Origin of the sequence: Streptomyces sp. NPDC007346 (genome assembly GCF_040703535.1) — a bacterium.
Classification (GTDB): Bacteria; Actinomycetota; Actinomycetes; order Streptomycetales; family Streptomycetaceae; genus Streptomyces.
The window spans coordinates 1-26,816 of the sequence record NZ_JBEYKR010000013.1 but is presented as its reverse complement, the minus strand read 5'-3'; the positions used below and the strand labels follow the sequence as shown (position 1 = coordinate 26,816).

Annotated in this window: 28 protein-coding genes; 14 read left to right on the top strand and 14 right to left on the bottom strand. The window is 72.3% G+C overall.

The window, feature by feature from the left end; translation table 11 throughout:
* Positions 1–309 precede the first annotated feature (309 nt).
* The 6 genes from AB0917_RS06625 to AB0917_RS06600 all read left to right on the top strand — a co-directional run bounded on the left by AB0917_RS06625 (position 310) and on the right by AB0917_RS06600 (position 6,914).
* Entirely contained in the window at positions 310–1,524 is a 1,215-nt protein-coding gene (locus AB0917_RS06625; protein ID WP_366818373.1) for a helix-turn-helix domain-containing protein, read from the top strand.
* Positions 1,525–1,725: 201 nt separating this feature from the next.
* The gene (locus AB0917_RS06620; RefSeq protein WP_366818372.1) at positions 1,726–1,989 is read left to right on the top strand and encodes a hypothetical protein; all 264 of its coding nucleotides are present in this window, start codon (positions 1,726–1,728) and stop codon (positions 1,987–1,989) included.
* Positions 1,990–2,127: 138 nt separating this feature from the next.
* A complete protein-coding gene (locus AB0917_RS06615; protein ID WP_366818420.1) occupies positions 2,128–2,592 on the top strand; it encodes an SCP2 sterol-binding domain-containing protein in 465 nt (154 codons plus the stop codon).
* Between the two features lie 4 nt (positions 2,593–2,596).
* Positions 2,597–3,811, top strand: coding sequence for an acyl-CoA dehydrogenase family protein (locus tag AB0917_RS06610; protein WP_366818371.1), 1,215 nt, complete (start codon positions 2,597–2,599; stop codon positions 3,809–3,811).
* Between the two features lie 103 nt (positions 3,812–3,914).
* The gene (locus tag AB0917_RS06605) at positions 3,915–4,763 is read left to right on the top strand and encodes a hypothetical protein (RefSeq protein WP_366818370.1); all 849 of its coding nucleotides are present in this window, start codon (positions 3,915–3,917) and stop codon (positions 4,761–4,763) included.
* A 57-nt stretch (positions 4,764–4,820) separates the two neighbouring features.
* Positions 4,821–6,914: an MDR family MFS transporter gene (locus AB0917_RS06600; protein WP_366818369.1), complete on the top strand. Its 2,094-nt coding sequence runs from the start codon at positions 4,821–4,823 to the stop codon at positions 6,912–6,914.
* A 369-nt stretch (positions 6,915–7,283) separates the two neighbouring features.
* Here the strand turns inward: AB0917_RS06600 and AB0917_RS06595 are convergent, their stop codons facing one another.
* Complete coding sequence (locus tag AB0917_RS06595) at positions 7,284–7,727, bottom strand: YchJ family metal-binding protein (RefSeq protein ID WP_366818368.1); 444 nt, start codon at positions 7,725–7,727, stop codon at positions 7,284–7,286.
* A 102-nt stretch (positions 7,728–7,829) separates the two neighbouring features.
* Complete coding sequence (locus tag AB0917_RS06590; RefSeq protein WP_366818367.1) at positions 7,830–8,795, bottom strand: helix-turn-helix domain-containing protein; 966 nt, start codon at positions 8,793–8,795, stop codon at positions 7,830–7,832.
* Between the two features lie 52 nt (positions 8,796–8,847).
* Here AB0917_RS06590 and AB0917_RS06585 point away from each other — a divergent pair, with 52 nt between their 5' ends.
* Positions 8,848–9,273 carry a cupin domain-containing protein gene (locus AB0917_RS06585; protein WP_366818366.1) on the top strand — a complete coding sequence of 142 codons (426 nt, stop codon included), beginning with the start codon at positions 8,848–8,850 and terminating at the stop codon, positions 9,271–9,273.
* A 12-nt stretch (positions 9,274–9,285) separates the two neighbouring features.
* Here AB0917_RS06585 and AB0917_RS06580 read toward each other — a convergent pair whose 3' ends face one another.
* From AB0917_RS06580 to AB0917_RS06570, 3 genes are all read right to left on the bottom strand, one after another.
* Positions 9,286–10,095: an SAM-dependent methyltransferase gene (locus AB0917_RS06580; protein ID WP_366818365.1), complete on the bottom strand. Its 810-nt coding sequence runs from the start codon at positions 10,093–10,095 to the stop codon at positions 9,286–9,288.
* A 129-nt stretch (positions 10,096–10,224) separates the two neighbouring features.
* Positions 10,225–10,461: a DUF397 domain-containing protein gene (locus AB0917_RS06575; protein ID WP_030573999.1), complete on the bottom strand. Its 237-nt coding sequence runs from the start codon at positions 10,459–10,461 to the stop codon at positions 10,225–10,227.
* The gene (locus AB0917_RS06570; RefSeq protein ID WP_366818364.1) at positions 10,461–11,321 is read right to left on the bottom strand and encodes a helix-turn-helix transcriptional regulator; all 861 of its coding nucleotides are present in this window, start codon (positions 11,319–11,321) and stop codon (positions 10,461–10,463) included. The genes AB0917_RS06575 and AB0917_RS06570 overlap by 1 nt, the downstream gene beginning before the upstream one ends.
* A 205-nt stretch (positions 11,322–11,526) precedes the next feature.
* Here AB0917_RS06570 and AB0917_RS06565 point away from each other — a divergent pair, with 205 nt between their 5' ends.
* Positions 11,527–11,985 carry an ATP-binding protein gene (locus AB0917_RS06565; protein WP_366818363.1) on the top strand — a complete coding sequence of 153 codons (459 nt, stop codon included), beginning with the start codon at positions 11,527–11,529 and terminating at the stop codon, positions 11,983–11,985.
* Complete coding sequence (locus AB0917_RS06560; RefSeq protein WP_366818361.1) at positions 11,979–12,407, top strand: hypothetical protein; 429 nt, start codon at positions 11,979–11,981, stop codon at positions 12,405–12,407. The genes AB0917_RS06565 and AB0917_RS06560 overlap by 7 nt, the downstream gene beginning before the upstream one ends.
* A gap of 14 nt (positions 12,408–12,421) precedes the next feature.
* On the opposite strand, the gene AB0917_RS06555 is transcribed toward AB0917_RS06560, so the two are convergent.
* The 6 genes from AB0917_RS06555 to AB0917_RS06530 form a co-directional block, all read right to left on the bottom strand.
* On the bottom strand, positions 12,422–13,768 hold the full coding sequence (locus AB0917_RS06555; RefSeq protein ID WP_366818360.1) for a 6-phospho-beta-glucosidase: 1,347 nt from the start codon (positions 13,766–13,768) through the stop codon (positions 12,422–12,424).
* A 100-nt stretch (positions 13,769–13,868) separates the two neighbouring features.
* Positions 13,869–15,446 carry a cytochrome P450 gene (locus AB0917_RS06550; protein WP_366818359.1) on the bottom strand — a complete coding sequence of 526 codons (1,578 nt, stop codon included), beginning with the start codon at positions 15,444–15,446 and terminating at the stop codon, positions 13,869–13,871.
* Between the two features lie 184 nt (positions 15,447–15,630).
* A complete protein-coding gene (locus AB0917_RS06545; protein WP_366818358.1) occupies positions 15,631–16,245 on the bottom strand; it encodes an ATP/GTP-binding protein in 615 nt (204 codons plus the stop codon).
* Entirely contained in the window at positions 16,226–16,597 is a 372-nt protein-coding gene (locus AB0917_RS06540) for a DUF742 domain-containing protein (protein ID WP_366818357.1), read from the bottom strand. The genes AB0917_RS06545 and AB0917_RS06540 overlap by 20 nt, the downstream gene beginning before the upstream one ends.
* Positions 16,594–17,001, bottom strand: coding sequence for a roadblock/LC7 domain-containing protein (locus AB0917_RS06535; RefSeq protein WP_006128841.1), 408 nt, complete (start codon positions 16,999–17,001; stop codon positions 16,594–16,596). Before AB0917_RS06535 ends, AB0917_RS06540 begins: the two co-directional genes overlap by 4 nt.
* Positions 16,998–18,707: an ATP-binding protein gene (locus AB0917_RS06530; RefSeq protein ID WP_366818356.1), complete on the bottom strand. Its 1,710-nt coding sequence runs from the start codon at positions 18,705–18,707 to the stop codon at positions 16,998–17,000. Before AB0917_RS06530 ends, AB0917_RS06535 begins: the two co-directional genes overlap by 4 nt.
* A 567-nt stretch (positions 18,708–19,274) precedes the next feature.
* On the opposite strand from AB0917_RS06530, the gene AB0917_RS06525 reads away from it, so the two are divergent.
* The gene (locus AB0917_RS06525) at positions 19,275–20,039 is read left to right on the top strand and encodes an IclR family transcriptional regulator (RefSeq protein ID WP_366818354.1); all 765 of its coding nucleotides are present in this window, start codon (positions 19,275–19,277) and stop codon (positions 20,037–20,039) included.
* A 92-nt stretch (positions 20,040–20,131) separates the two neighbouring features.
* Here the strand turns inward: AB0917_RS06525 and AB0917_RS06520 are convergent, their stop codons facing one another.
* Genes AB0917_RS06520 through AB0917_RS06510 form a run of 3 tightly spaced genes read right to left on the bottom strand, consistent with a single transcriptional unit; the run spans position 20,132 to position 23,410 of the window.
* Positions 20,132–20,638: a MarR family transcriptional regulator gene (locus tag AB0917_RS06520; protein WP_366818353.1), complete on the bottom strand. Its 507-nt coding sequence runs from the start codon at positions 20,636–20,638 to the stop codon at positions 20,132–20,134.
* Positions 20,635–22,458, bottom strand: a complete 1,824-nt coding sequence (locus AB0917_RS06515) for an FUSC family protein (RefSeq protein ID WP_366818352.1) — start codon at positions 22,456–22,458, stop codon at positions 20,635–20,637. Before AB0917_RS06515 ends, AB0917_RS06520 begins: the two co-directional genes overlap by 4 nt.
* A gap of 19 nt (positions 22,459–22,477) precedes the next feature.
* Positions 22,478–23,410 (bottom strand): phospholipid scramblase-related protein, encoded by a 933-nt coding sequence (locus tag AB0917_RS06510; protein WP_366818351.1) that lies wholly within the window; start codon positions 23,408–23,410, stop codon positions 22,478–22,480.
* A gap of 73 nt (positions 23,411–23,483) precedes the next feature.
* On the opposite strand from AB0917_RS06510, the gene AB0917_RS06505 reads away from it, so the two are divergent.
* The 4 genes from AB0917_RS06505 (at position 23,484) to AB0917_RS06490 (ending at position 26,689) form a co-directional block, all read left to right on the top strand.
* Positions 23,484–23,915, top strand: a complete 432-nt coding sequence (locus AB0917_RS06505) for a hypothetical protein (RefSeq protein WP_366818350.1) — start codon at positions 23,484–23,486, stop codon at positions 23,913–23,915.
* Positions 23,916–24,043: 128 nt separating this feature from the next.
* Positions 24,044–24,694: a DUF3105 domain-containing protein gene (locus AB0917_RS06500; RefSeq protein ID WP_366818349.1), complete on the top strand. Its 651-nt coding sequence runs from the start codon at positions 24,044–24,046 to the stop codon at positions 24,692–24,694.
* A complete protein-coding gene (locus tag AB0917_RS06495) occupies positions 24,691–25,347 on the top strand; it encodes a DUF305 domain-containing protein (RefSeq protein ID WP_366818348.1) in 657 nt (218 codons plus the stop codon). The genes AB0917_RS06500 and AB0917_RS06495 overlap by 4 nt, the downstream gene beginning before the upstream one ends.
* Before the next feature lie 94 nt (positions 25,348–25,441).
* A complete protein-coding gene (locus AB0917_RS06490; RefSeq protein ID WP_366818347.1) occupies positions 25,442–26,689 on the top strand; it encodes an ROK family protein in 1,248 nt (415 codons plus the stop codon).
* The last annotated feature ends 127 nt before the right edge of the window (positions 26,690–26,816 follow it).

The following is a 26,816-nucleotide window of genomic DNA, read 5'->3' as shown; positions in this document are numbered from 1 at the left end:
ACCGGCACCCGGCCTCCGCCGGCCGCCGGGACGGGCCTCGGCGCGGTGTCGCCACCCTTGTCACCACCGGAGCAGGCGGCTGAAATTCATTGTCCGAAAGTGCGTAGTACCGCCCGACCTGCACGGAAGTCCCACCGCGCGGACACGATGCGTGCCCCCTGCACTCCGATCTTGTCCAAGTGGTGTGCAGTGCCTGTTCCTTGGTCTATCTTCGTCGCGGACTTGGTATGCACCCTGTCGGTTCGTGGGAGCGCTTTCCCTCACCGTCTCACCCCCACCACCGGGCGCCGAGAGCAGAGGGGACATGGCATGGCACACCTCATACAGCCGTTGGACACCGATGACCCCCTGGGGCCGCTCCCCCAGGAATTCGCCGCGATCATGCGGCCCGAACTTCCCAGCCTCATCAAGGAAATCGGCGTGGAGGTCACCCGCGCCTATCCGGAATACGCCCGGCTGCTGGACGGCCCGAACGGCCAGGCCATCCGTGTGGGCGTGGAGCAGAGCCTGGCCTCCTTCGTCGACCTGGTGGCCGAGCCCACCACCTCCACCACGGTGCGGGACGACATGTGCCGGCGCTTCGGGCGGTTCGAGGCGTACGAGGGCCGGACCATGGACACCCTCCAGGGCGCCTACCGGCTCGGCGCGCGGGTGGCGCTGCGACGGGCCAAGAAGGTGGGGCAGAGCTACCACCTCTCGCCCACCTTGATGCTCAGCTTCGCCGACGCGCTCTTCGCCTACGTCGACGAGCTGGAATCGCTCTCCCGCGAGGGGTTCCTGGAGGTGCAGTCGCAGTCCGGGGAGCAGAGCGAGGCGCTGCGCCGGCGCCTGCTCCACCTCATCCTCGCGGGGCGCCCCGCGCCCCGGAGCGCCATCGCCGACCTGTGCGAGCAGACCGGCTGGACGCTGCCCGACGAGGTCACCCTGGTCGCCGTCCGCGCCCCGGCCGCGCTGGACCGCCTCAGCGCGGACCGGGACATCCTCCTCGATCTCAGCCACCCGCAGCCGCACCTGCTCATCCCCGGCCCCCTGGACGACGCGCGAAGATCCATGCTGGAACAGGCCCTGTCGGCCGGCCACGCGGCGATCGGGCTGACCGTCCCGACCGCCCTGGCCTGCGACTCCATCCGCTGGGCCCGCCGGGTGCTGGAGCTCGTCGACTCCGGCGTGATCGACGGCGCCCCGCTGATCCGCTGCGAGGACCACCTCATCACCCTGTGGCTGCTCTCCGACCCCGCCCTGCTGGACCAGCTCGCCCAGCGGGAACTGGCCGCCGTGGCCGGCATCAGCACCTCCCGCCGCGAGCGGCTGGTCGAGACGCTGCGGATCTGGCTGGACACCCGTGGCACGGCTGCCCAGATGGGCGAACTGCTCGATGTGCACCCGCAGACCGTGCGCTACCGGATGCGCAGCCTGGAGACCATCTTCGGTGATCAACTCGTCGACCCGGAAAGCCGTTTCGCGACCGAGGCCGTGCTGCGCGCGCTGCGGCTGCGCGCCCGCTCGGCCGGCACACCCCCCTGATCCCGATCACATCCGGCGCGACGGGTCAACTTACCCGCGCGTAAGGGGAAATAGACGGTCACTCCCAAACGGTTGCGACACGGAGACGTATCCGACGAGAAACCCGGAACCGCGTCCCGTACACAAGGAGGAGTCCGCCGCTCATCCCGCGGCGGCACTCATGTACCGCCTCCTGGCCAACCATCCGAGAGGGAACGCCCCATGACCGCCTCGCACCTCCTCGTACCCGTGCCGATCCCGGACCGGGTCGCCGCACTGATCGGCTCGTGCATCCCGTCACACATCCTGGACGCGGAGTTCGAAGCCGACTGCGCGGCCCGCGAGGTCCGCAGGTTCCGGGGGCCCCGGCTGGGCATCGAGGACCAGGCCGACCGGGAGCAGGCGCTGTCCGAACTGGCCCGCGCCAACAAGATCCTGGCCGCTCACCACCCCCGGCTGGCGGTGGGTCCCGGCTCGTTCTCCTGACCCGGCCCCGGCGCCCCGGACCGCTTGCGGTGCGCCGCCGCTCCCCTTACCTTACTCCAAAGTAAGTTGACCCTGGAGTAAGGATTTGGCGTGGACGGCAACAGCGTGGATGGCGTGAGCAAGGGCGGGGCATCCGGCATGAGCGGCGGCGACCTTACCCACGACCTGTCCCGGCTCGACTTCGCGGCCGTCTCGCCCGAGGAGTTCGCCCGGATCGTCAAGGGGCTGTCCGCCCGTCAGCTCGGTGAGGTCCTGCACGGCGACCTGCGCGCCCGGGTGCTCGGCGAGGTCTTCGGCCGGATGAAGCAGCAGTTCCGGCCCGAGGCGGCCGGTGCGCTCACCGCGCTCATCCGCTGGAAGATCACCGGCGAGAGCGAGGAGGTCTACGAGACCGCCATAGCCGACGGCGCCTGCGAGGTCACCCGGGGCCGCTCCTCGGGCGAGCCCCGCACGACCCTCGTCATCAAGGACGCGGAGTTCCTCAAGCTCGTCTCCGGCAACGGCAATCCGGTGACCATGTTCATGACGCGCAAGCTGAAGGTGGCCGGGGACGTCGGCCTGGCCTCGGGGCTGACCCGCTACTTCGACATCCCGAAGGCCTGAGCCCATGAGCTTCTTCTCGCTGGCACTGACCGAGGAACAGCAGGACCTGCGCAACTGGGTGCACGGCTTCGCCGCCCAGGTGGTCCGCCCGGCGGCCGCCGAATGGGACGCCCGGGAGGAGACCCCCTGGCCCGTCATCCAGGAGGCCGCCCGGATCGGTCTGTACGGATTCGAATCGCTCGCCGACCTCTACGGCGACCCCACCGGGCTCTCCCTCCAGATCGCCAACGAGGAGTTGTTCTGGGGCGACGCGGGCATCGGCATGGCCCTGTTCGGCACCTCGCTCGCCGTCGCCGGAATCTTCGCCTCCGGCACCCCCGACCAGCTCGCCGAGTGGGTGCCGCAGTGCTACGGCGACGAGAACGACCCGAAGGTCGCCGCCTTCTGCGTCTCCGAACCCCAGGCCGGATCGGACGTCTCCGCGATGGCGACCCGGGCCCGCTACGACGAGGCGGCCGACGAGTGGGTCCTGACCGGGCAGAAGGCGTGGATCACCAACGGCGGCATCGCCGAGATCCATGTCGTCGTCGCCTCGGTCGACCCGTCGCTCGGCTCCCGCGGCCAGGCGGCGTTCATCGTCCCGCCCGGCACGAAGGGCCTGACGGCGGGCCGCACGGTCAAGAAGCTGGGCCTGCGCGCCTCGCACACGGCGGACCTCTTCCTCGACGACGTACGCGTCCCCGGCCACTGCCTGCTCGGCGGGAAGGAGAAGCTGGAGGCCCACCTCGCCCGCGCCCGGGAGGGCTCGGCGGCCAAGGGCCAGGCGGCGATGGCGACCTTCGAGGTGAGCCGCCCGACCGTCGCGGCCCAGGCGCTGGGCATCGCGCGGGCCGCGTACGAGTACGCGCTGGAGTACGCCGGTGAGCGCGAGGCGTTCGGCAGGCCGATCATCGAGAACCAGTCGGTCGCCTTCGCCCTGGCCGACCTCCGTACCGAGATCGAAGCCGTACGCCTGCTGATCTGGCAGGCCGCCTGGATGGCCCGCAACGACCGGACCTTCGACGCGGGCCAGGGCTCCATGTCCAAGCTGCGGGCGGGCGAACTGGCGGTCGCGGCGACGGAGAAGGCGGTCCAGATCCTCGGCGGGGCGGGCTACAGCCGGGAGCATCCGGTGGAGCGGATGTACCGCGACGCCAAGATCTACACCATCTTCGAGGGGACCAGCGAGATCCAGCGGCTGGTCATCGCGCGGGCGATCTCGGGGCGTCACATCCGCTGACGGGCGCGGTCGCTCCGCCCCCGCACCCGTCGGCCCCGGCAGCGGCCCCGGTGGGGCCGTCAGGGATAGTGGCCGTCCATCCGTTCGCTCATCCGGAGAATCCATGACCGCCCCTACCGGTACCCGCCGCTCCTCGCTCCTCCTCGTCACCGATCTCGGCTACGAGGCGCGCGGGCGCCGCTACTGCGACGAGGACATCTTCCTCGCCTCCCGGCTGCGCGAGGAGTTCGACGTCGCGCTCTGCCACCCCCGGGACGCGGCCGCGCTGCTGGACCGGTTCGACCTCGCCCTCGTACGCAACAGCGGGCCGGTCCTGCACTACCGGGAGGCGTACGAGGCGTTCCGCGCCCGCGCCCGGGAGCTGCGGGTGCCGGTCTGCAACCCGCTGGACGGGCGCGGCGACATGGCGGGCAAGGAGTACCTGGTCGAGCTGGGCCGGGCCGGGTTCCCGGTGATCCCGACGGTGGACCGGGCGGCGGATCTGGGGCTGCTGCCCAAGGCCCGGGAGTACGTGGTCAAGCCGAAGCTGGGGGCGGACTCGGTCGGGCTGCGGTTCGTCGCGGAGGCGGAGGTCGGGGCCGAGCTGGAGCGGGAGGCGGAAGGAGCCCTGCTCGTGCAGCCGCGGATCGACTTCCGCCACGAGGTGTCCTTCTACTTCGTGGACCACGACTTCCAGTACGCGCTGTACGCGCCGGATCCGGAGCGGCGGTGGGTGCTGGAGCCGTACGCGGCCGACGCGGCCGACCTGGCGTTCGCGCGGCGCTTCGTCGAGTGGAACTCCCTCGACCACGGTATCCAGCGGGTCGACGCCTGCCGTACGGCCGAGGGCGAGCTGCTGCTCGTGGAACTGGAGGACCTCAATCCGTACCTCTCGCTCGACCGGGTGGGCCAAGAGGCCCGGGAGGCGTTCGTCGCGCGGCTGAAGCGGTCGCTGGCCTCGCTGGCCGGCTGACCCCCGTCCGGACTGTCCCCGCATGCGGGGGGCGGGGGCCGGTGTGAGGGTGCAGACGTGACCACTGCCAGCGAGCAAGCCCCCGCCGCGCAGAGTGCCGCCGCGCCGCCGCCCGTCCTGGACCGGCGGCGGCGCAACATCATCTTCGCCACCATCGTGCTCGGCATGCTGCTGGCGGCGCTGGACCAGACGATCGTGGGCACGGCCCTGCCGACGATCGTCTCGGAGCTGGGCGGCGCCGAGCACATGTCGTGGGTGGTCACCGCGTATCTGCTCGCCGAGACGGTCGCCACCGTCCTGGTCGGCAAGTTCGGCGACCTGTTCGGGCGGAAGCTGGTCTTCCAGATTTCGGCGATCGTCTTCATCACCGGCTCGTTCCTGTGCGGTCTCGCCTCGGACATGCTGCTGCTGATCATCTGGCGCGGTATGCAGGGCATCGGCGCGGGCGGGCTGATGGTCACGTCGATGGCGCTGATCGCGGACGTGATCCCGCTGCGCGAGCGGGGCAAGTACCAGGGTGCGATCGGGGCGGTGTTCGGCATCTCGACGGTGATCGGGCCGCTGCTCGGCGGGCTGTTCACCGACCACCTGACCTGGCGCTGGGCGTTCTACGTCAACGTGCCGATCGCGATCGTGGTGGTGATCGCCGCCGCCCGCAACATCCCGTCGGTGAAGGCCGCCGGACGGCCGGTCATCGACTACTCCGGCATCGCCCTGGTCGCCGTCGGGGCGAGTGCGCTGATCCTCGCGACGAGCTGGGGCGGGAACGAGTACGCCTGGGGCTCCCCCATGATCATCGGGCTGTTCGTCGCCGGGATCGTCGCGCTGGCGCTGTTCTGCCGGGTGGAGACGCGGGCGAGGGAACCGATGCTGCCGATGCGGCTGTTCCGGAACCCGGTGTTCACCGTCTGCTCGATCCTCAGCTTCATCGTGGGTTTCGCGATGCTCGGCTCGATGATCTTCCTGCCGACCTACCTCCAGTACGTGGACGGGGACTCGGCGACGCTCTCGGGCGTGCGGACCCTGCCCCTGGTCGCCGCCCTGCTGGTCGCCTCGATCTTCAGCGGCACGGTGGTCAGCAAGACCGGCCGCTACCGCGTCTTCCCCATCGTCGGGACGCTGATCATGGCGGCCGGTCTTTTCCTCCTCTCCCGGATGGGCCCCGAGAGCGGGGTGTGGGTGGAGTCGCTCTACATGGTGGTGCTGGGGCTCGGGATCGGGCTCGCCATGCAGGTGCTGACGATCGCCGTGCAGAACACCGTCGAGTACGCGGACCTGGGTACGGCGACCTCGGGCGTGACGTTCTTCCGTACGCTCGGCAGCGCCTTCGGCACGGCCGTGTTCGGGACGATCTACGCCAACGCCCTCAAGCCCAACCTCACCGACGGGGTCGCGCAGGCGGTGGCGGCGGGCGGTGACCCCGCGACGCTGGCCGGTGCGTCGCAGAGCCCGCAGGCGCTGCACGCGCTGCCCGCCGCCCAGGTGGAGCCACTGGCCCAGGCGTACGCGCAGACGCTGCACACCGTGTTCCTCTGGACGGTTCCGGTGGCGCTCATCGGCTTCGTCGTCGCGCTGTTCCTCAAGGAGGTGAAGCTGCGGGACTCGGCCCGGCTCGCGTCGACGGACATGGGTGACGGCTTCGCCCAGCCCGGCAGCGGCGACTCCGAGAAGCTCCTGGAGACCGCGGTCGCCACGATCCTGCACGGCGCCGGCCCGGACACGGCCCGGCGGATCGTCGCCGGGTCCGACACGCGGCTGGACATGGCGGGGGCCTGGGCGGTGATGCAGGTGGACCTCTTCACCCGGCTGGTCGGCCACGCGGGCCTGCGGCTGATCGCGGCCCGGCACCGCCTCCCGCCGGAGGTGCTGGTCCCCGTCTTCGACCGGATGATCGAGGAGGGCTTCCTCACCGGGGACGGCCGCCTCTTCTCCCATACGGCGGCGGGCCTGCGCGAGGCGAGGGTGATCACCGACGCCTGGGGCCGCTGGCTCAACGAGCGGCTCGACGAGGACGGGGCCCGGCCCGACGACACCCAGCTCCGCGCCACCGTGGACGTGATCGCGAAACGGCTCCTGGCCGAGGACCTGGCCCAGGAGCTGTCGCCGGCGCCGCACCCGGGCGGTTCGACGCGGGTGGGGGCGCCGGCCTGACTCCCCGCGTCAGACGTGGTCCCAGGACCGGGGGCGGGTCTGCGCCTCCCACTCCGTACGGAGCAGAGCGAGGAGCGCGTTGTCGTGGCGGCGGCCCCGGTGCAGGCAGGAGGAACGGCGTACGCCCTCCTGCGTGAAACCCGCTCCCCGGCCACACGCCGATCTCCTGGGCGGCGACCGGGTCGGCGCGCCAGTGCTGGATCAGCTCGGCGTCGTCCGGCTCGACGGGGGTGAAGGCCACGTGCTCGCCGCACCAGAATCGTTCCCGCGCGGCGTACGGCGCGGCTTCGTCGTCGTTCATGCGCGGATCGTACGGGCCTGTCCGCCCTGGTGGGAAAGGGGTTTCGGGGCCGGCTCCCACGGTCGGGCTCAGTCGACGAAGACCGCCGTCGCGTAGACCCAGGCGCCCTCGTGGCGGGCGAAGCGGCTCTGCTCGTGGAGGGAGTCGGGGCGCCCGCCGTCGGTGTAGTGGGCGCGGAAGGTGACGGTCCCGCTGGTGTGGAAGGCGCTGCCCTCGGTGGTGCCCAGGATCTCCAGGCCCGTCCAGCGCATCGCGGGGTCGAAGTCGACGCCGGGCGGCCGGGTCTCCGGGTGCCAGGTGCGCAGCAGGTAGGCCGCGTCCTGGACGACGAAGGCCGCGTACCGGGAGCGCATCAGTGCCTCGCAGGTCGGGGCGGCGGCGCTGCCGGAGTGGAAGCGGCCGCAGCACTCCCCGTACGTCGCGCTCAGGCCGCAGGGGCAGGGCGAGGCGGGCGTGATGCGCGGGGCCTGCGGGGCGGCGGGCTGCCGGGGGCGGGAGGAGCGTCGTGACATGGCTCCATTGTGACCCGCACCGGCTCGGCGCCCCCGCCCCGGTACACCCTGCGCCCCGCCTCGCCCCCGCCCTCGCCCCCGCCCGCGCGCCCGCCCCCGCGCTCAGTGCGCTGCCGCGAAACGGCGGCGGTACTCCGTGGGCGTCAGCCCCGTACGGCGGCGGAGCTGGGTGCGCAGGGTGGTCGCGGTGCCCAGGCCGCTGGTGCGGGCGATCACGTCGAGACGGTCCTCGCCGCGCTCCATGAGGCGGCAGGCCAGCGTGGTCCGCTGCTCGGTCAGCCAAGCCAGCGGGGTGGTGCCGAGCTGGGCCCGGAAGCGGCGGTGGAGGGTGGCAGGGCTGACGGCCGCGCGGGCGGCGAGGCCGGACACGTCCAGGCCCTCGGCCAGGTGTTCGGCGGCCCAGGCGAGGAGCGGGGCGAGCGAGGCGTCGGCGGCCTCGGGCAGCGGGTGCTCGATGAACTGGCGCTGGCCGCCGTCCCGGTGCGCCGGATGGACCAGCCTCCGGCTGACGGCCGCCGCGATCTCGGCCCCGTGATCGGCGCGGATGAGGTGGAGGCCGGTGTCCAGGGCGGCGGCGCTGCCCGCCGCGGTGATCACCTGCCCGTCGTCGACGAAGAGTACGTCGGGCCGGAGGCCCACCTGCGGGTACCGGGCGGTGAAGGTCTCCGCCCAGCGCCAGTGCGTGGTCGCGCGTCTGCCGTCCAGGACGCCCGCCGCGGCGAGCGTGAACGTCCCCGTGCAGAAGCTGACCAGCCGGGCGCCCCGAGCGGCGGCGCGCCGGATCGCCGCCAGGACCTCCGGGACGGGGTCCTCCAGCGGATCGGGCCGGTTGGGGACGATGACGGTGTCGGCGCGGTCGACGGCTTCCAGCCCGGACACGTCGGAGAGCTGGAAGAAGCCCCCGTGCATCGTCACCGCGGGGGTGGGCGAGCAGAGCGTGAAGTCGTACCAGTCGACGGAAAGCTCAGGGCGGCGGAGGCCGAAGAGTTCGGTGGCCACGCCCATCTCGAAGGGGTTGGAGCCGGCCGAGACGATCATGACGACCCGGTGCGAGGATTCTTTCGCCATATGCGATTCGTAGCACTCACACGCGCGGCGGTCCACTGCCGACCATGGGCACATGACCACGGACACGGCACGACCTGCCACCCAACCGATCCTGATCGGCGACGCCCTGGGCTCCTTCGACGCGCTGTGGAGCCCGCGCGTCCTGACCCACGTCAACGACTACGACGTACGCGTCGCCAAGGTCCACGGCGAGCACATCTGGCATGTGCACGAGAACACGGACGAGTTCTTCCTGGTGGTGGAGGGGGTGCTGGACATCGCCCTGCGCGACGGGGAGGACCCGGCGGACGAGCGGGTGGTGACGCTCCCCCGCGGCGCGGTCTTCGTCGTGCCGCGGGGCACGTGGCACCGCCCGCGCTCGGCGGACGGTGCCTCGCTGATGCTCTTCGAGCCCTCCGGTACGTCGACGGTGGGCGACGCCCACGACCCCGTACCGGACCATGTGGACGCGACGACGGGCCACGCGCTCATCCGGTGAGGCGGGGCGGGCTCAGGGCTTGCGGGCGACTCCCGCGTAGCCGGGGATCGGCTCGTCGCCCGGTACGTCGATGACCTCGCCGAGCTCCGGGCGCCAGTCGGCGGAGAGTGTAACGCCCGGATCGACCAGTTCGAGGCCGTCGAAGAAGGCGGTCAGCTCGGCGCGCGAGCGGGGGCGCAGGGTCATCCCGCGCTCCTTGTACATGGCCCGTGCCCGCGCCGCGCCCTCCGGGTTGAAGTCGCCGGTGGTGTGCGAGAGCACCAGGTAGCTGCCGGAGGGGAGCTGGTCGACCAGCTTGTCGACCAGCTCGGCCGCGCCGTCCTCGTCGTCGATGAAGTGCAGCAGAGCCAGCAGGGAGAGGGCGACCGGCTTCTCGAAGTCCAGGATATTTCCGGCCTCGGCCAGGATGGTCTCGGGCTTGCGGGCGTCGGCCTGGATGTACTCGGTGGCGCCCTCGGGGGTGGAGCGGAGCAGGGCCGCCGCGTGGGCGAGGACGATCGGGTCGTTGTCGCAGTAGACGATCCGCGCGTCGGGGGCGTATCGCTGGGCGATCTGGTGGAGGTTCGGCTCGGTGGGTATGCCGGTGCCGATGTCCAGGAACTGGCGTACGCCCCTCTCCGCGAGCCAGCGGGTGGCCCGGTGCATGAACGCCCGGTTGACCCGGGCCATGTCCCGGCCCCGGGCGTCCAGGGCGAGCAGCTGTCGCGCCATCTGTTCGTCGACCGGGTAGTTGTCCTTGCCGCCGAGGAACCAGTCGTACATCCGCGCGGGATGCGGCTTGCTCGTGTCGATCTCGATGGTCTGGGGGTCTTGCCCGGTCATGGCGCGCTCCGTGGGTGGTGGTCGGCGTTCAAGGGGAGGGGGAACACAACGCTGGTAGTGGCCGGGACGAGCCCAACTGCGCCGAGAGGCCGGGTCCTTCGGTGCGGGGACAGCATAAGTGACGGGGCGTCAGGTGAGAAGGAAATCCGCCTGGCCCGCCTTGGCGCCCTGGATGAACGCGGCGATCTCGCCGTTGGAGTAGATGAGCGCGGGGCCGTCCGGATCGGCGGACTGGCGCACCGCGACCCGGCCGTCCGCGAGCTTCATGGCCTCGATGCAGTTGCCCCCGTTGCCGCCGCTCCAGGGCTTGTACCAGCCTTCGGAGCCGAGGTCGGCGGCCGGCATGCCGTTGTATATGTGGTTCATCACAGCTCCTTGCGGAAGTCCCGGAGGATTTCCTTCGTGCGTTGTGCAGTTGCGGCCTGAGCCGCCATCCGGTCCATGACTTCGAGGTAGGAGGCCACCTCGGGCCGGGCGTCGAAGTAGACCGCTCCGGTGAGGTACTCGCTGAAGACCATGTCCGGCAGTTCGGGAATGGCGAACCGGAAGAGGACGAACGGCCCGTAGGTGCCGGGGTGGTGGCCGCTCGTGAACTCCGCTATCTGCAGGGTGACATGGGGCAGGTCGGTGGATTCGAGCAGCTTGTCGATCTGGGCGCGCATCACCTGAGCGCTGCCCACCGGCCGCCGCAGGACGGTCTCGTCCATGATCACCCACAGTCGGGGGGCGTCGTCCTTGGCGAGCAGGGACTGGCGCTCCATGCGCAGGGCCACATGGCGTTCGATGTCCTCGGGCCGGGTCTGGCCGACCGCTCCGGTGCGCATCACGGAGCGCGCGTAGTCCTCGGTCTGGAGCAGCCCGGGGACGAAGTGCGGCTCGTACATGCGCAGCAGGCTCGCGGCGCCCTCCAGGCTGACGTACATGCTGAACCAGTCGGGCAGGACGTCGTGGAACCGCTGCCACCAGCCCGGCTTGTTCGCCTCCTCGGCCAGTTCGACGAAGGCCTCGGCCTCGTCGTCGGCGATGCCGTACTCCTTCAGCAGCAGCTGGACGTAGGGGATCTTGAGGCCGACCTCGGCCGTCTCCATCCTGCGTATCGTCGCGGGAGCGACCCTGAGCACCTTCGCCGCCTGGTCACGGGTCAGGCCGACGCGCTCCCGCAGATCCTGCAGGCGCTTGCCGAGCACGACCTGGCCCACGGTCGGGGCGGACCGCGGTTCGCTCACTTCAGACCTCCCCATGCGCTGTTTTGCGAGCAGTGTGCCACGCGTGCGCCCCCAACGACACAGTCACTCTGGAAATTTCAGAGTGCCCCTTGCCAAGTGTCGGAGACAGGGGGAGAGTTGGCTGTCGAACCAGTTCGCTCAGTCATGACCGCTCCTCACACCGGGGAACGAAGCGTGACGCAGCCCCCACTGTGAGGAATCGGTCGTGGCACCTGGCAGTGCGCTCATCCCCCGGCTCATGGATCTCAGCCCCGGGACGGAAGCGCTCCGTTACTGCTTCGCGCTGCCCGCGCACCCGGAGTCGGTGGCCGGCGCACGGCAGCTGACCCGGGCCCGGCTGGAGGCCTGGAAGCTGGGCGGCGACGTGTACGACGCGGCCGTTCTCATCGTGTCCGAGCTGGTCACCAACGCAGTCGTGCACACCGCGAGCACGCGTGTGGTGTGCGAGCTGCGCTGTCTCGGCAGACGCCTGCGGATAGCCGTGCAGGACCAGGGGCACCAGCCGGGCGGCCCACAACTGCGCCGCTGTTCCGACGACGAGCACGGACGCGGCCTGCTGCTGGTCGACGCGATGAGCAGCTCGTGGGGTTCCCACGACGCCGGGGACGACTCCGGCCGCATCGTGTGGGCGGAACTCCCGCACGGCACGGAGCGGCCATGCTGAGGAACGCGCTGTCCCGGCTGCGCGGCACGCACCGCACGCGCCCGTCGGAGGAACCCCGCGGCGGCCGGGTGCAGTTGTCCCTGCCGCCCTCCATGTCGGCCAGCCTGGGATGCGACGCCGTCGGCGTGCCCGCCCGGCACGGCTTCCGCCTGATGTCCCATCTCCCGCGCACCGGGTGCGTGTTCGCCGACGCGGACCGCTGGTGGTGGATCGTCCCGGCCGGTTCCGACCTGGACCTGGACTGGCCCGAGCAGGTGGTGTACGCCCGGGGCGCCGACGTCCCCGCCGTGCGCCCCCGCCTGATCCACTCGCCGGACAGCCTCACCCCGTACACCCCGCCCATCCCGCTCTTCTTAATGGTCTGCCAGGTGGCGGGAGTCGCCCCGACCTGGGCCAGGAGGAGCGCCGTCCCCGCCCCCTGAGCCGGGGCAGCCTCCTAAGACCGGTCGAGGTAGGCGAGTTGCGGGTGGGCCTCGACGTACCCCTCGACCAGCCGGCGGGCCACCGCGACGGAGTCGACCAGCGGGTGCAGCGCGAAGGCCCGCACAGCCGCCGCCCGCGACCCGCTCTCCGCCGCCTCCAGCACGGCGCGCTCCACGGCCTTCACGGCGGTGACGAGACCGACGGCGTCGTACGGAAGTGGCGTCACGGCCACCGGGTGGGCCCCGTTGGCGTCGACGAGGCAGGGGACCTCCACGACGGCTTCGGCGTCCAGCACCGAAAGGGCCGTACGATTACGGACGTTGAGGATCAGCGAGGTGCGTTCGTCACGGGCGATGGCCCGCATCAGCGCGAGGGCCACCTGCTCGTAGCCGCCGGACTCCAGATCGCTCTCCGCACGCTCCCCCGCCCCCGCCACGTCCCGGTTCTCCGCCATGTACGTGGCCTCACGCTCGGCGCGGGTGCGGTCCCAGGTGGCCAGGGCCGGGGTGCCGGGCTGCCGCATCCGGGCGTAGAAGCCCTCCTGCTGGTCGCGGAGGAAGGCGCCCCGGGTCAGCTCGGCCCGCTGGTAGGCGGCGGTGGCCTCGCGGGCGAAGTAGTAGTAGTGCAGGTACTCGTTGGGGACCGCCCCGAGCGACCGGAGCAGTTCCGCGCCGAAGAGACGGCCCTCCTCGAAGGAGCCGAGCAGCGCGGGATCGGCGAGCAGCCGGGGCAGTTCGTCCCGCCCGTCGACGTACAGGCCGCGCACCCAGCCGAGGTGGTTGAGCCCGGCGTAGTCGATCCAGGCCCGGTCCGGGTCGGCGCCCAGGATCCGGGCGATACGGCGCCCGAGCCCGACCGGTGAGTCGCAGATGCCGATGACCCGGTCGCCGAGGTGGCGGGACATGGCCTCGGTGACCAGACCCGCGGGGTTGGTGAAGTTGATGGTCCAGGCGTGCGGGGCGAGCCGGGCGATGCGCCGGGCCAGCTCGACGGCGACGGGAACGGTGCGCAGCCCGTACGCGATGCCTCCGGCGCCCACGGTCTCCTGGCCGAGCACGCCCAGGTCGAGGGCGACCCGTTCGTCGGCGGCCCGGCCGGCCAGGCCGCCGACGCGGATCGCGGAGAAGACGAAGTCGGCGCCGCGCAGCGCCTCGTCCAGGTCCGTGGTGGCGACGACGGCGGGCGCGTCCAAAACGCCCTGGGCCTGTTCGTCGAGCACGCGGGCGACGGCGGTGAGCCGGTCGGCGTCGGTGTCGTACAGGGTGACGTGGGAGACGCGGCCCTCGGCGTGATCACCGAGCAGGGCCCCGTACACGAGAGGCACCCGGAATCCGCCACCGCCAAGAATTGTCAGCTTCACGCTGCTCGATGGTACGGGGGCCGGGCCCGTCGGCGCCGCCCCGCGCGCGGCGGGGCGGCCCCGGCCCCGCCGCGTACGGGCCCGGAGCCGCCCGGACGGGTCAGTAGCCGTTCCACCAGCGGGAGACGATCTGCCAGAACCGGGTGGGCGCGGCCGGGGGGAGCGGCGACGGGGCCGCGGCCGGGGCGGGGGCGGGTTCCTCGGCCACCGGAGCCGGCTCGTCCACGGGGGCCGGAGCCGGGGCCGGGTGGGGCCGCGGCGCCGCGCCCGGGGCGTGGGCGGGCTGCGCCCCGGCGACGGAGTGGGCGGGCTCGGGGACGACGCGGGCCGGGGAGGAGATCTCCCAGTCGCCCGTGGGGCGGACGGCGCGGGCCATCACCGAGAGCGGATCGGCGTCCAGCTTCTGCTGCGGGCTGGGGGCGAACTTCACCGGCAGTTCGACCAGGTGGCGCGACATGATGTTGCCCACCCAGTGCAGCTCGCTCTCCTCGACGGCGAGCTCCAGGTCCGGCAGCCGCATCAGCAGGGCGTCGACGCCCACGTCGGCGATGGCGCGGCCGATGTCCTGGCCGGGGCACTCGTGCGGGCCGCCGCTGAACGCGAGGTGGGCGCGGTTGCCCTCCATGTTGGCGGTGAGGTCCGGGCGCACGGTGGGGTCGGTGTTGGCCGGGGCGATGCCGACGAGCAGGGCGTCGCCCGCCTTGATCTGCTGGCCGCCCAGCTCGGTGTCGCCGACCGCCCAGCGGCCGAAGACCGCGGTGAACGGCGGCTCGTCCCAGAGGGTCTGCTCCACCGCCTCGGGCACGGTCATGTGGCCGCCGCTGAGCCGGGCGCGGAAGCGCGGGTCGGTGAGGACCATGCGCAGCACGTTGGCGATGAGGTTGGCGGTGGACTCGTACGCGGCGATGAGGATGAGGCGCAGGTGCTCGACGACCTCGATGTCGGTCATCGTCGCGGGGTGTTCGACGAGCCAGCTGGCGAAGTCGGGGGCCGGTTCGGCGCGGCGGCGCTCCACCAGGCGCGTCAGCACGGAGACGACGTGGGCGTTGCTGGCCACCGCGGTCTCCGTGCCGCGGATCATGTCGCGGGCGGCCTGGACGAGGCGCTCGTCGTACTCCTCGGGCATGCCGAAGATCGCGCACACCACCATCATCGGCAGGTGCTCGGCGAACTGGCCGACCAGGTCGGCGCTGCCCTTCTCGCAGAAGTCGTTGACCAGCCGGTTGCTGAAGCGGTTGATGTGGCGGCGCACGCCTCGGGTGTCGATGCGCTCCATGCTGTCGGTGACCGCGCCGCGCTGCCGCTCGTGCTTGGCGCCGTCGGCGAAGGCGCAGATGGGCTGCCAGGTGAAGATCGGGGCCAGCGGGTGGTCCGGGGCGACGCTGCCGTCCTGGAGGGCCCGCCAGCGGCGGGAGTCCCGGGAGAACTGGGACGGGGTACGGGTGAGGTGGAGGTTCTCGCTGTGGCCGAGAACCAGCCAGGCGGGTACGTCGCCGTGGAGCAGGACCGGGGCGACGGTGCCGTGTTCGGCGCGGAGCTTGGCGTAGAGACCGGCGGGGTCGTTCTCCGCCTCGGGGCCGTACAGCCGGCGCAGGCCGCCGGGGCCGATGCCGAGGTTGTGGGCCGGGCACCCGGGCGGCGGGGCGACGCCCGGTTCGTGGTGGAAGGGGGTTGTCACAGGGGCTCCAGGGATCAGGGTGGCCAGAGATCAGGACGGCCGGGATCGAGCACAGGCGGGCAAGGGTGTACGGGGGCGCGCGTCGGGGGAACGGCGCGCGCCCCCGGCGTCGGGACGGCCGGGAACCGTCCCGAGGCCGGCGGGGCGTCGGGCGAGGGGGACGGCCGGAGCCGTTCCGGAGCCGTCAGATGAGCGGGACGGCCAGGCTGTGCAGATAGCGCATCAGGGTCATCAGCACATCGCGGCTGGAGGCCCGCAGCCGCGCGTCGCAGTCGATCATCGGGACCTCGTCCGGCAGGTCGAGGGCTCTGCGCAGGGCCTCGACCGGGTGGTGCGGTGCGTCGGGGAAGGTGTTGACGGCCACCACGAACGGCACTCCGCGCTCCTCCAGCCGGCCGATGACGTCGAAGCTGACCTCGAGCCGCCGGGTGTCGATGAGGACGACGGCGCCGAGGGCCCCTTCGAAGAGGCCGTTCCACAGGAACCAGAAGCGCTCCTGGCCGGGGGTGCCGAACAGGTAGAGGATCAGCTCCTCGCTGAGGCTGATGCGGCCGAAGTCCATGGCGACGGTGGTGGCGGTCTTGGTCTCCACCCCGGCGTTGTCGTCCACGCCGACACCGGCCTGGGTCATGGTCTCTTCGGTCGTCAGGGGCCGGATCTCGCTGACCGAGCCGACCATGGTCGTCTTGCCGACCCCGAACCCGCCGACGATCACGACCTTCACCGCGGCGGTTGCCGTGGTGGGGAGGACGTCCTCGCTGCGCGGTCCGGTGATCGTGTCAGAGCTTCTGAAGTCCATGCATCACCGCTTCGAGAAGGGACCTGTCGGGGAGTGTGGCGCGGACGATCGGCGCACGCGACTCGATGAGTTCGGTCGCGAGGAGATCGCTCAGGAGCGAGGTGACCACGCTGAACGGCAGGCTGAGGTAGGCGGAGATCTCGGCGACCGACAACGGGGCCTGGCAGAGCCGCAGGATCGCGGCCTGCTCCGGCTGGAACGTCGGCGAGGGCTCCGCCTGGGCGACAACCATCGTGACCAGGTCGAGCGCTCCACGCTCGCTGTCGTCGAGATCGCCGGTGATCACATACAGCCGTTCCGGGTCGCTGAGCTCCGGATCGGTCTTGCGGCGTTCTCGTCGGGGTCCGCTCATCCGGACTGCCCGCCGTGGCGGGGCGGACTGGTCAGGTGGGCGCCGATCCGCACGACCATGTCCCTCATCCTGGCGCCGACCAGCCCGGCGTCGACGGTCTCGCCCGCCAGTACGGCGAGGTAGGCGCCGGTGCCGGCCGCCATCAGGTAGAAGAAGCCGCCGGTCACTTCGATGACGACGAGCTTCATCAGGCCGTCGCTGTAGGGGATCTCGGTGGCCACCGCGGCGGCCAGGCTCTGCAGTCCGGCGCAGGCCGCCGCCAGCCGGTCGGCGACATCGGGGTCGCCGCCGTGCATGGCGATGCGCAGCCCGTCCGAGGAGAGCACCACGATCTGGTGGATGCTCGGCACGTCGTCGGCCAGCTCCTTGAGCATCCAGTCCATGTTTCCCCGCTGCTGGATCACTTCAGGTCTCCCTTGTCCCACGCGTCATCGGAGTCTTCGCCGTGCTTCGGTTCCTGCGGTACGCCGTTGACGGCCTTGGTGAAGGCCTCCAGCCAGAGGCCGGGGGGCTTCTCGCCGTCGTGACCGCCGTGACCGCCGTGACTGCCATGGCCGCCGTGACCGCCGTGGCCGCCGTGGCCGCTGTGGCCGTCATGGCCGCCGTCCGGGTGCCCGCCCCGGCCGGGCAGTTGCCCGTTGACGGGGGCGGGCGGTGGGGGCGGCTGCTGCGGCAGGTTGTGCGAGCCGAGCGGGGCGCGGCCCCGGCTGCGGCGCTGCGGCAGTCCGTTCTCGGTCCACTCGGTGACCACCGGGACGTCGTCCTCCATCGCCGCCGGCATCGCCGGACGCGGTGCGGCCGCGGGGGCACCGGTGGGGGCCGGTGCGACCACGGAGGGCACCGGCCCGGTGGCGGCGGGCTTGGGCTTGCGCTTGCCGGGCGGCGGCACCACGTGCTGGAGCTGCGACATGTCCAGCGAGCTGGTGGGCCGCGAGGTGGCGCCGATGCCGTGGGCGATGCCCGGGGCGGGGCCGGTGGTGATCATGTCGCGCGGCACGATGAGGACCGCGCGGACACCGCCGTACGCGGACTGGCGCAGGGAGACCTGGAGTTGGTACATCCGCGAGAGCCGTCCGACGACGGCCATGCCGAGCCGCGGGGACTCCCCCAGGTCGTTCATGTTGATGCCGGCCTGGGCCTGGGCGAGCATGTTCTCGGCGCGGGCGCGGGCCTCCTCGCTGAGGCTGACGCCGCCGTCCTCGATCTCGATGGCGATGCCGGTCTGCACCTCGACCGCGGTGACGTGCACCCGGGTCTGGGGCGGGGAGTAGCGGGTCGCGTTGTCCAGGAGTTCGGCGCAGGCGTGGATGAGCGGCTCGACCGAGGTGCCGACGATGGCGACCTTGGCGATCGAGTGCAGATCGACGCGCTGGTACTCCAGGATGCGGGACATCGCGCCGCGCAACACGCTGAACAGCGGTACGGGCTTGGGCCACTGGCGGCTGGGGCGGGCACCGCCGAGCACGGCGATGGAGTCCGCGAGCCGGCCGATCAGCGCGGTGCCGTGGTCGATGCGGAGCAGGTCGTCGAAGACCTCGGGGTTGCGCCCGTAGTGGTCCTCCATCTCCCGCAGTTCACTGGCCTGGCGGTGCACGATCGCCTGGACGCGGCGGGCGACGCTGACGAAGGCGCGCTGGGCGGAGTCACGCCGGGCCTCCTCGTTGTCGATGACTTCGAGGACCTGGTAGACCTGCTCGCGCAGCGCCTTGGGCAGATGGCGGTTGGCCACGTCCGCGTCGAAGATGTCGCGCATGACCTCCTCGGGCGAGTTGCCCACCCGCAGACGCCGGATGGCGGCGGGCATGACCTCCTTGGTGAGCCGCACGGTCTCGGAGTCATGGCTGAGGATGCGGTGTTCCAGGTAGGCGATGCGCTGTTCGTACTCCGCGCGCTGGGCGCCCATGGCGCGCCGGCGGCGGTGCAGCGCCACGGTGAGCACGGCGACCACGAGCGTGGTGATCGCGCCGCACACGGCGACTGGTATCCGCGCGGCCGGGACCACCAGGGCCGCGCCGGCGGCGGTTGCGCCGGCCAGCAGGACCACGGGCGGCAGGACTACGCGGACGACGGTGACTTCTCTGTCGGTCGGCGGTGATTCAACACGGACCATCTAAAACCCTCTGGCGGTTGATTCCGGGATGTATGCGCACGTGAGCGGAGACTCATGAACAAGTGCTCGAATTCGTATCAACTCGACTTCACTGCGCGTGAGCTTAGCCAGATCAGAACAGGGGATCGGCATATTCACCCAACCCCCTGCGGGAGCCCGCGAAGAGGAATACACTCGCCAGTTTTCGCACTCACCGCTGTGGAGCGTGTGCGTGGAGTGACGGCGCCCGAAAAGCCGCTCCCCGCCTCTCCTCGCGTACCGATGTCCGGGACGAAGTGGTGGACGAATGAGCCGATTGCCGGTCAGATCGCGGATTTCGTAGGAGGTTTCGTACCGCAGAACAGGACAGAGGCACAGATGATCGAACCGGATCGAAAGGGACAGATTCCTGATCGTGCGAAGGGTGACCCGAAAAATCGCTGTGCTGACGCGTATACGGCCGCGGATTCCACGGACCCGCCGGACGCCCCGCGCGTACGGTGCCGTAGCGGGGATCATGGCGGTCGGCACCCGCCCCGCGGTGGCGGCGGTGGGATACCCGGAGTGACGACAGGGAGCGGCGGAAGCATGGCAGCGACAGGTGACTACACGATCGCTTCGCTGGATACGGGGCTCCGCGCCATGCGGCTCTTCCTCACCCACGACACCCTCACCGTCACCGAGGCCGCCGAGCGGCTCTCCGTCGGACGGTCCACCGCGCACCGGGTGCTGAGCACGCTGGAGAGCCGGGGGTTCGCGATCCGGGACACCTCGGGGCGCGGCTACGCGGCGGGCCCGGAGCTGGTGCGGCTCGGCCGGCCGGCGGGGTTCGGGCGCGCGGCCCGCGACCGGCTGGGCCCCGTGCTGGAGGACGCGGCCCGGCGGACCGGTGAGACGGTGTGGAGTGTGGCGCTCATCGGCGACCAGGTCATCGTCACCGACGGCCGCGAGTCCCCCCATCCCGTGCGCGTGGCGCTGGAGTTGGGGCGCACGGGCCCGGCCCACGCGGGCTCGGGCGGCAAGCTGCTGCTCTCCTCGATGACGGCGGACCAGGTGTGCGCGCTGTATCCGTACGAGGAGCTGGAGCCGGTCACCCCGGCCACGCTCACCTCGCGGACGGCCCTGCTGGACGAGCTGGCGCTGATCCGCCGGACCGGCCACGCGGTCGGCCGGGGTACGTCCGTCCCGGGCATGACCACGGTCGCCGTCTCCCTGGCCGGGTCGAGCTGGCGGGACCGGCTCGCCCTGGTGGCCGCGGCCCCGGCGGACCGGTCCGGCGACGCCGCGCTGGCCGAACGGGCGGAGCGGCTACGGGAGTCGGCCGCGCTGCTGACCTCGGCGCCCCCGCCCTGACCGCCTCCGCTTCCCTGCCGCCTCGCGCCGCGCCCGGCCGGGAGCCGTCCCACCCCGGCCGACCGAGGCGGGGCCTGCCCGCCCCGCCGCCGTCAGCGCCGCGCCCCGCCGATCCGGCCCTCCAGCTGCACCAGCAACTCGCCGAGCCGCGAGCCGAGTTCGCCCCGGCTCCGTTCATCCAGCCCCGAGAGCACCGCTTTCTCGTACGCGAGCTGTTCGGGCAGCAGCCGGTCGACCAGGGCGCCGCCCTCCTCGGTGAGGCGGACATGGGCCACCCGCCGGTCGCGCTCGTCGCCCCGGCGGTCCACCAGGCCGCGTTCCTGGAGGGCCCGCAGCCGCTTGGTGACGGCGGCGCCGGAGGAGAAGGTCTCCCGGGCTAGCTCGCCCGGGGTGAGTTCCCGGTCGGTACGGCGTACCGCGCCGAGGAGGTCGAACTCGGCCCGGGTCAGCCCGGCGGAGCGCAGCGGGGCGTCCTCCGCCTGCTGGAGCAGGGCGGCGCAGCGGTTGATCCGGCCGATGATCTCCATCGGGCCGGTGTCGAGCTCGGGATGGACGGCCTGCCACTGCCGCACCACCGAGGCAACGATGTCGTCGGTCACTCCGCTCCGATCCAAGGGGCAGGGGCCACCGGGCCGCGCCCTTTCTCCGGGGCGCGGGCCACCGGGCCCAGCCGTTGTGCTGTCGCGGCGAGCGTACGGTGTCCGGCCTGCTCGGCCGCGAGAAGCTCCCCCTCGGGCAGGGCGCGCTGCCACCACTCCCCCGCCGCGGTGTCGGCGGCCTCGCGCAGCTCGACGAGGCTCGCGGTGAGCGCGCGGCGCGCCCGGTCCAGATCGGCGGGGGCGGCGGCGGGAGCGGCGTGGGCCCGTTCGGCGTACGCCTTTTCGGCTTCGGCACGGGCTCGCCCGGTGGCTTCGAGGGCACGTCCGACACGGCCGGCCGCCCTCCGGTTGGTGACGAGCGCCGCCGCGAGGAACCCGGCGAGCGCGCCCAGGACGGTGTCCAGGACCCGGTCGCCGATCAGCTCCCCGGCCGGGTGGGTGGAGCCGAACTCCAGGACCAGGAGGGCCATCGGGGTGACGGCGACGGAGCCGAGCCAGTAGTTCCGGGTGATCAGGGCCTCGGCGGCGAAGCTGAAGAAGAGGCAGCACAGGATGAGCGCGAGAGGGCCGGTACGGGAGAGCGGCAGGACGGCGGCGAAGACGAGGACGCCCAGGAGGTTGCCGAGGGTGCGCTGGAGGGTCCGGTTCCAGGTCAGGGTGACGTTGGCCTGGTAGAGGGAGGCGGCGGTGACGATGGCCCAGTAGGGGCGGCCGACTCCGAGGGCGGCGCAGAGGTATCCGGCGAGCGCGCAGCCGATCAGCGTACGGGCGGCGATGGGCAGCAGGTGCGATCCGGGGCCGAGGCTCCGCAGCAGGGTGCGGCGGGCGGCACGGCGGCCACCGGAGGCTCGCAGGGCGACGCGTTCGGCCTCGATCCCGTACGAGGCGGCCCGCTCGGCCTCGATCCCGTACGACGCGGTCCGCTCGGCCTCGATCCCGTACGACGCGGCCCGCTCGGCCTCGATCCCGTACAGCTCGTCGGCCGTTCCCTCGGCGGGCGGCGGTGCGGGGACGGGCCCCCGGGCGCGGGTCAGGGCGGCCCAGGCGCGCAACCGGTCCGGATCGGCCGTGCCCGGCCCGGCGGCGGCCGCCTCCGCGTGCACCACCAGCCGTTCCAGGGAGCGTCGTACGGGGGTGGGCCGCCCGGAGGCGAGCAGGCACTGCCAGGCGGCGTGCACGGCGGTGGCCACACCGCGCCGGGCGCGGGGCCCGGGATCGGCGGCGCAGTCGGCGGCCGCTTCGAGGGCACGGGCGACGGCCCGGCGCTCGGGCCCCTCGCGGCGGACCAGCGCGGGCCCCGCACAGACGAGCCAGGCGACCGCACCCGCGGCCAGGGTCAGGGCGAGGTGGGCCGGGACCTGGCCGAGGTACTGGGGGGCGAACAGCGCGGCGGAGCTGACGAAGGTGAGGATCACATGGCCGGGCGGACCGATCCGGGTCGCGTCGCACAGGACCTTCTGGACGGCGGCGAGAAGCGCGCCGACCGCGACGAGCACGGCGGTGGAGTGCGTGAGGGAGGCGGTGACGAGGGCGACCGCGAGCCCGGCGGACATGGCGAGCACGACGCCGGCCACGGTCCGGGCGCGCCGGGCGTACGGCAGGCCGTGGCCGTACAGCGCGCAGAGCGAACCGGCCATCGTGTACATCACGAGGTCGAGCCGGCCGAGGGCCAGGAGCGTCAGATGCGGTACGGCGGAGGCGACGACCACGCTCAGCGCGGGCTTGAACCAGGTGTCCGACGGGCGGCCGAGCCGGAGTGGGGCGGCCAGGGGAAGGCTGCGGGCGGAGGGCCGCCGGGTCCGGATGGATGTATCACTCACCCATACACGTTAGCAGGTGTTACACCCGTAAAAGGCTTTCGTCGCGCCCGGCCGGGAACAGCCCGGGAACAGCTCGGCGCCGCCACCCCCGAAGGGGCGGCGGCGCCGGTCGGGTCCGTTCGAGCGCGGGGGAGCCGAGGCCGCGGGCGTCCTGCTTGAGCGCGGTGTCCACGGTCAGGGCCGTGGCCACGACGAGGCTGAGCAGCGGCTCGGGCAGCCGCTGGTGGATCTGGAGCACATAGTTGTCGGCCGTCGTGAACATGGTCTTCGCGAGGCCTTCCCAGGTCTTGGTGATCCGGGCGATCTCGGTGCCGTGCTGGTCGACGATGGCGAAGTTCCAGGCGCGCCAGTTCTCCGCCTTGACCGCGCCGACCTGCACACCTCCGGCCGTCATCGCGAAGTTGATCTTGCCGATCGCGTTCTGCTGGACGATCTCGCCGACCGGCTGCCCGTCGGGGCGCTGGACGATGACACGGGACTTGATGAACTTCGCCGGACGGGTCAGCAGCAGCTGCGGCCGGCCGTGCGCGTCGCGGATCTCCAGCCGGTGCGTCAGGTACTGGTCGATGCTGGAGACGAACCGGAGCACCTTGCGCAGCGCGCCCTGCCCGACCTGGACGACCGAGCCGACGGTCGCACCGTGCTGGTCGAACACCCGGTACTCGTTGGTCACCTCGATCAGCTTGGCCTTCTGATTCACGACCAGGACCGGCTGGTCGAAGAGCGACCCGGCGGAGACGGCATACTGACCGGCAGGCTGCTGGGCAACGTGCTGCTGTTGTTGCTGCTGTTGCTGTTGCGGCGCGGGGGACCCCGCGGCGGCCGGGGCCTGCTGCCCGTCGGCCGGATGCGTGTGCTCGGTCCACCGGCTGCCGTCCCAGTAGCGCAGCAGCTGGGGTGCGCCGTGAGGATCCGGGAACCAGCCCGCGGCTATGTTCGATTGCGTGGTCACTGGGGCACACTATCCCGCGGAATCAGTGCCCCATAGTCTTTGAATCTTCATACAGCTACTACGATGACGGGCCATGACCAGGGTGAGCGCTCGGACCGACCGGCAGGGGTACCGCTCACGCCTGCCCGTCTCGCTGGGCTGGACCTTCGCCCTGCTCTCCCTGCTCCTGTGCTGTTCGGTCGCCCCCTCGGCCGCCGCCGTGCCGGTGGCGATGGAGACTCCGGGCCCGGCCCCCGTACGGATGCTGACGCCGGTGCCCGAACCGGCCGTCGAGCCGGTGGTCATGGCCACCCCCGCCGACCGGGGGCTCGGGACCTCGTGCCACGGCGGCTCGACCCACTCGGCGGCCGTCGTACTCCCGGTGTCACCGGCACCCGTGGCGCTCCCCTCCCCCGTGGCCTTCGCACCGGCCGCCCCGCTGACCGGGGCGGCCGCCGTGCGGGGGCCCTCCCACGACGGCGCCCACTCCGTCGATCAGCTGCGTCTTCAGGTCCAACGGATCTAGAGCCGGGTCCGCTCCCCCTCCGCGCCTCGTGCCGGGCCGGGAGCGGCTGCCCGTGTGCTCTGTTTCCCCTTGTTTTCCTGCACGACCCTCCGCATCCCCCCGCATCCGCTGAACGACGAGGACCTTCCATGGCTTCCGCCAAGAACCAGAACTCCCCCGCCAACGCGCGCCGCGCCAAGCTCGAGGAGGCCCGCCGCAAGGAGCGCGCCCGTGAGCGCCGGGGCCGCCTCATCACCATCGGCGCGTCGGTCGCCGTGGTCCTCGCGCTGGTCGCCGGAGGCGGCTACCTGGTGTACCAGGCGAACGAGAAGGACAAGAAGGAGCAGGAGGCCAAGAACGCTCCCGTCACCGGTGAGCGCACGTGGGACGACCTGGCCCAGAACCACGTGGAGACGAAGGTCGACTACCCGATGAACCCGCCCGTCGGAGGCGACCACAGCCAGGTCTGGATGAACTGCAACGCGGACGTCTACACCGAGGAGATACCGAAGGAGAACGCCGTCCACTCCCTGGAGCACGGCGCCGTCTGGGTCACGTACAACGACAAGGCGCCGGAGGCCGACGTCAAGGCGCTCACGGAGAAGGTCAAGTCCACCCCGTACTCCCTGATGAGCCCGGTCAAGGACCAGAAGGACCCGCTGATGCTCAGCGCGTGGGGCAAGCAGGTCACGATCGACAGTGCCACCGACTCCCGCGTCGGCCAGTTCTTCAGCAAGTACGTGCAGGGCCCGCAGACCCCTGAGCCGGGTGCCGCCTGCACCGGCGGGCTCGACAAGTGACCTCCGCGACGAGTTCGCCCCCCGCCACCCGCCGGATGGTGCTCGCGGGCGCCGTCGTGCTGCTGCTGGCGGTGGGGCTGGTGGCGCTGATGGTGGTCCGGCCCTCGGCGGCGTCCCCGCCCGCGCGGGCGGCGCTGTCCGCTCCGGCGGACGATTCGGCGGACGCCGGGTTCGCGCGGGACATGGCGATCCACCACCAGCAGGCGGTGGAGATGTCGTTCATCGTGCGGGAGCGCACGGATGACGAGGACGTGCGGCGCCTGGCGTACGACATCATCAACACCCAGGCCAACCAGCGCGGCATGATGCTGGGCTGGCTGGACATCTGGGACCTGCCCAAGAGTTCGGCGGAGCCGCCGATGGCGTGGATGGGTCACACCGTCGAGCCGACCGGCGACGGTTCGCTGATGCCGGGCATGGCCACCGACGCCGAGCTGAAGGCGCTGGAGGCGGCCGAGGGCAAGGCGGCCGAGGTGCTGTTCCTGCGGCTGATGACCGTGCACCACCGCGCCGGTGTGGACATGGCGCGGGCGGGAGCCGAAACGGCCGGGACGGACGTCATCCGCAACCTGGCGCAGGGCATGGTCCGCGGCCAGCAGTCCGAGATCGGGCTGATGGCGGACATGCTGAAGGCCCGCGGCGCCAAGCCGTGAGCGCGGGCGGCCCCTGGTGGCGGGATCTTCCCGCAAGGGGCCGCCTCCGCCGCGCCGCCCGCTCCGTCCGGCATCGCATAGGCTCGGCGACGATATGAAGAGCATCCTCACTCCGCTGGGGCCCAAGGCCGACAAGGACACCGTGCGACGGCACAATCTCAGCCTGGTACTGCGAGCCGTGCGGGACGAGGGCGAGAGCGGGGAGGCGACCCGCGCCGGAGTGGCCGCGCGGGTCGGACTGACCCGGGCCGCGGTCTCCTCGCTCGTCGAGCAGCTCATGGACAGCGGCTTCCTCACCGAGTCGGGCAAGACGTTCAGCGGGCACGCCGGGCGCCCCGGCACCGCGCTCAAGGTGGCCCGCACCGGTCCCGCCGGGCTCGGCGTGGAGATCAACATCGATTACGTGTCGGTCTGCGTCGTCGACCTCGCGGGCACCGGCCGGGTCCGGCAGACCGAGCACCTCGACAACCGGGGCGCGCCCGCCGGGGAGGTCCTCGCCCGTGCGGCCCGGATCGCCGCGCGGACCCTGGACTCGGCGCGCGAGCAGGAGCTGCGCCCGGTGGGCGCGGCGCTGGCGCTGCCCGGCCTGGTCTCCGGCGGCTCGGTGCGCCAGGCCCCCAACCTCGGCTGGAACCAGGTCCCGGCGCAGGAGCTGTTCGCCGACGCGCTCGCCGCTCTGCGCCCCGGCCAGGAGGCGCTGCCGGTCACCTCGGAGAACGAGGCCAATCTCGCGGCCCTGGCCGAGCTGTGGTTCGGCGGCCTCGGTGACGTACGCAGCTTCCTGTATCTGACCGGTGAGATCGGGGTCGGCGGCGCGCTCGTGCTGGGCGGCGAACTGCTGCGGGGTGCGCACGGGTTCGCCGGGGAGATCGGCCATGTCGTGGTGGACCCGGACGGGCCGGAGTGCCGGTGCGGGTCCCGGGGCTGCCTGGAGCAGTACGCCGGCCAGACGGCGCTGCTGCGGGCGGCCGGGGTCGAGGGGGCCGGGGGCGGCGCCGGAGTGCTGGAGCTGGAGCGGCGCGCGCGGACCGGGGACGGGCGGGCGGTGGCGGCGGTCGCCGAGGCGGGGCGGATGCTGGGCCGGGTGGTCTCGGGCGCGGTGAACCTGGTCGACCCGGACGCGGTGGTGCTCGGCGGGATCTACCGGGGCCTGATGCCGTGGCTGTCGCCGCCCGCCGACGAGGAGCTGACCGGCCGGGTGGTGTCGGGCCTGTGGTCCCCGGGCAGCGGGCGGCTCCGCGCGTCGTCGGTGGCGGGGGACGCGGCGCGGGGCGCGGCGGCGCTGGTGGTGCAGGACGTGCTGGACGATCCGGTGGCGTACGCGGAGCCGTCCGGGGGGTGACCCCGGGCGGGGGCCGGGGGGGCGGGGCCGGGCGGAGGCCGGGGGGTGCCATCGTCCTCCTTCTCGCCGGCGGGGGGGCGGGGGGGGGGGCGGCGGGGTGGGTCTGGGGGGGGGGCGGCCCCCCCCG

Coding starts and splice junctions, on each gene's coding strand:
- AB0917_RS06560 (WP_366818361.1), top strand. CDS start 11,979: ATGCTGAGGAACGCGCTGTCCCGGCTGCGCGGCACGCACCGCACGCGC.
- AB0917_RS06620 (WP_366818372.1), top strand. CDS start 1,726: ATGACCGCCTCGCACCTCCTCGTACCCGTGCCGATCCCGGACCGGGTC.
- AB0917_RS06545 (WP_366818358.1), bottom strand. CDS start 16,245: ATGGACTTCAGAAGCTCTGACACGATCACCGGACCGCGCAGCGAGGAC.
- AB0917_RS06530 (WP_366818356.1), bottom strand. CDS start 18,707: ATGGTCCGTGTTGAATCACCGCCGACCGACAGAGAAGTCACCGTCGTC.
- AB0917_RS06585 (WP_366818366.1), top strand. CDS start 8,848: ATGACCACGGACACGGCACGACCTGCCACCCAACCGATCCTGATCGGC.
- AB0917_RS06505 (WP_366818350.1), top strand. CDS start 23,484: ATGACCAGGGTGAGCGCTCGGACCGACCGGCAGGGGTACCGCTCACGC.
- AB0917_RS06490 (WP_366818347.1), top strand. CDS start 25,442: ATGAAGAGCATCCTCACTCCGCTGGGGCCCAAGGCCGACAAGGACACC.
- AB0917_RS06605 (WP_366818370.1), top strand. CDS start 3,915: ATGACCGCCCCTACCGGTACCCGCCGCTCCTCGCTCCTCCTCGTCACC.
- AB0917_RS06525 (WP_366818354.1), top strand. CDS start 19,275: ATGGCAGCGACAGGTGACTACACGATCGCTTCGCTGGATACGGGGCTC.
- AB0917_RS06625 (WP_366818373.1), top strand. CDS start 310: ATGGCACACCTCATACAGCCGTTGGACACCGATGACCCCCTGGGGCCG.
- AB0917_RS06595 (WP_366818368.1), bottom strand. CDS start 7,727: ATGTCACGACGCTCCTCCCGCCCCCGGCAGCCCGCCGCCCCGCAGGCC.
- AB0917_RS06610 (WP_366818371.1), top strand. CDS start 2,597: ATGAGCTTCTTCTCGCTGGCACTGACCGAGGAACAGCAGGACCTGCGC.
- AB0917_RS06590 (WP_366818367.1), bottom strand. CDS start 8,795: ATGGCGAAAGAATCCTCGCACCGGGTCGTCATGATCGTCTCGGCCGGC.
- AB0917_RS06540 (WP_366818357.1), bottom strand. CDS start 16,597: ATGAGCGGACCCCGACGAGAACGCCGCAAGACCGATCCGGAGCTCAGC.
- AB0917_RS06575 (WP_030573999.1), bottom strand. CDS start 10,461: ATGAACCACATATACAACGGCATGCCGGCCGCCGACCTCGGCTCCGAA.
- AB0917_RS06580 (WP_366818365.1), bottom strand. CDS start 10,095: ATGACCGGGCAAGACCCCCAGACCATCGAGATCGACACGAGCAAGCCG.
- AB0917_RS06500 (WP_366818349.1), top strand. CDS start 24,044: ATGGCTTCCGCCAAGAACCAGAACTCCCCCGCCAACGCGCGCCGCGCC.
- AB0917_RS06615 (WP_366818420.1), top strand. CDS start 2,128: ATGAGCGGCGGCGACCTTACCCACGACCTGTCCCGGCTCGACTTCGCG.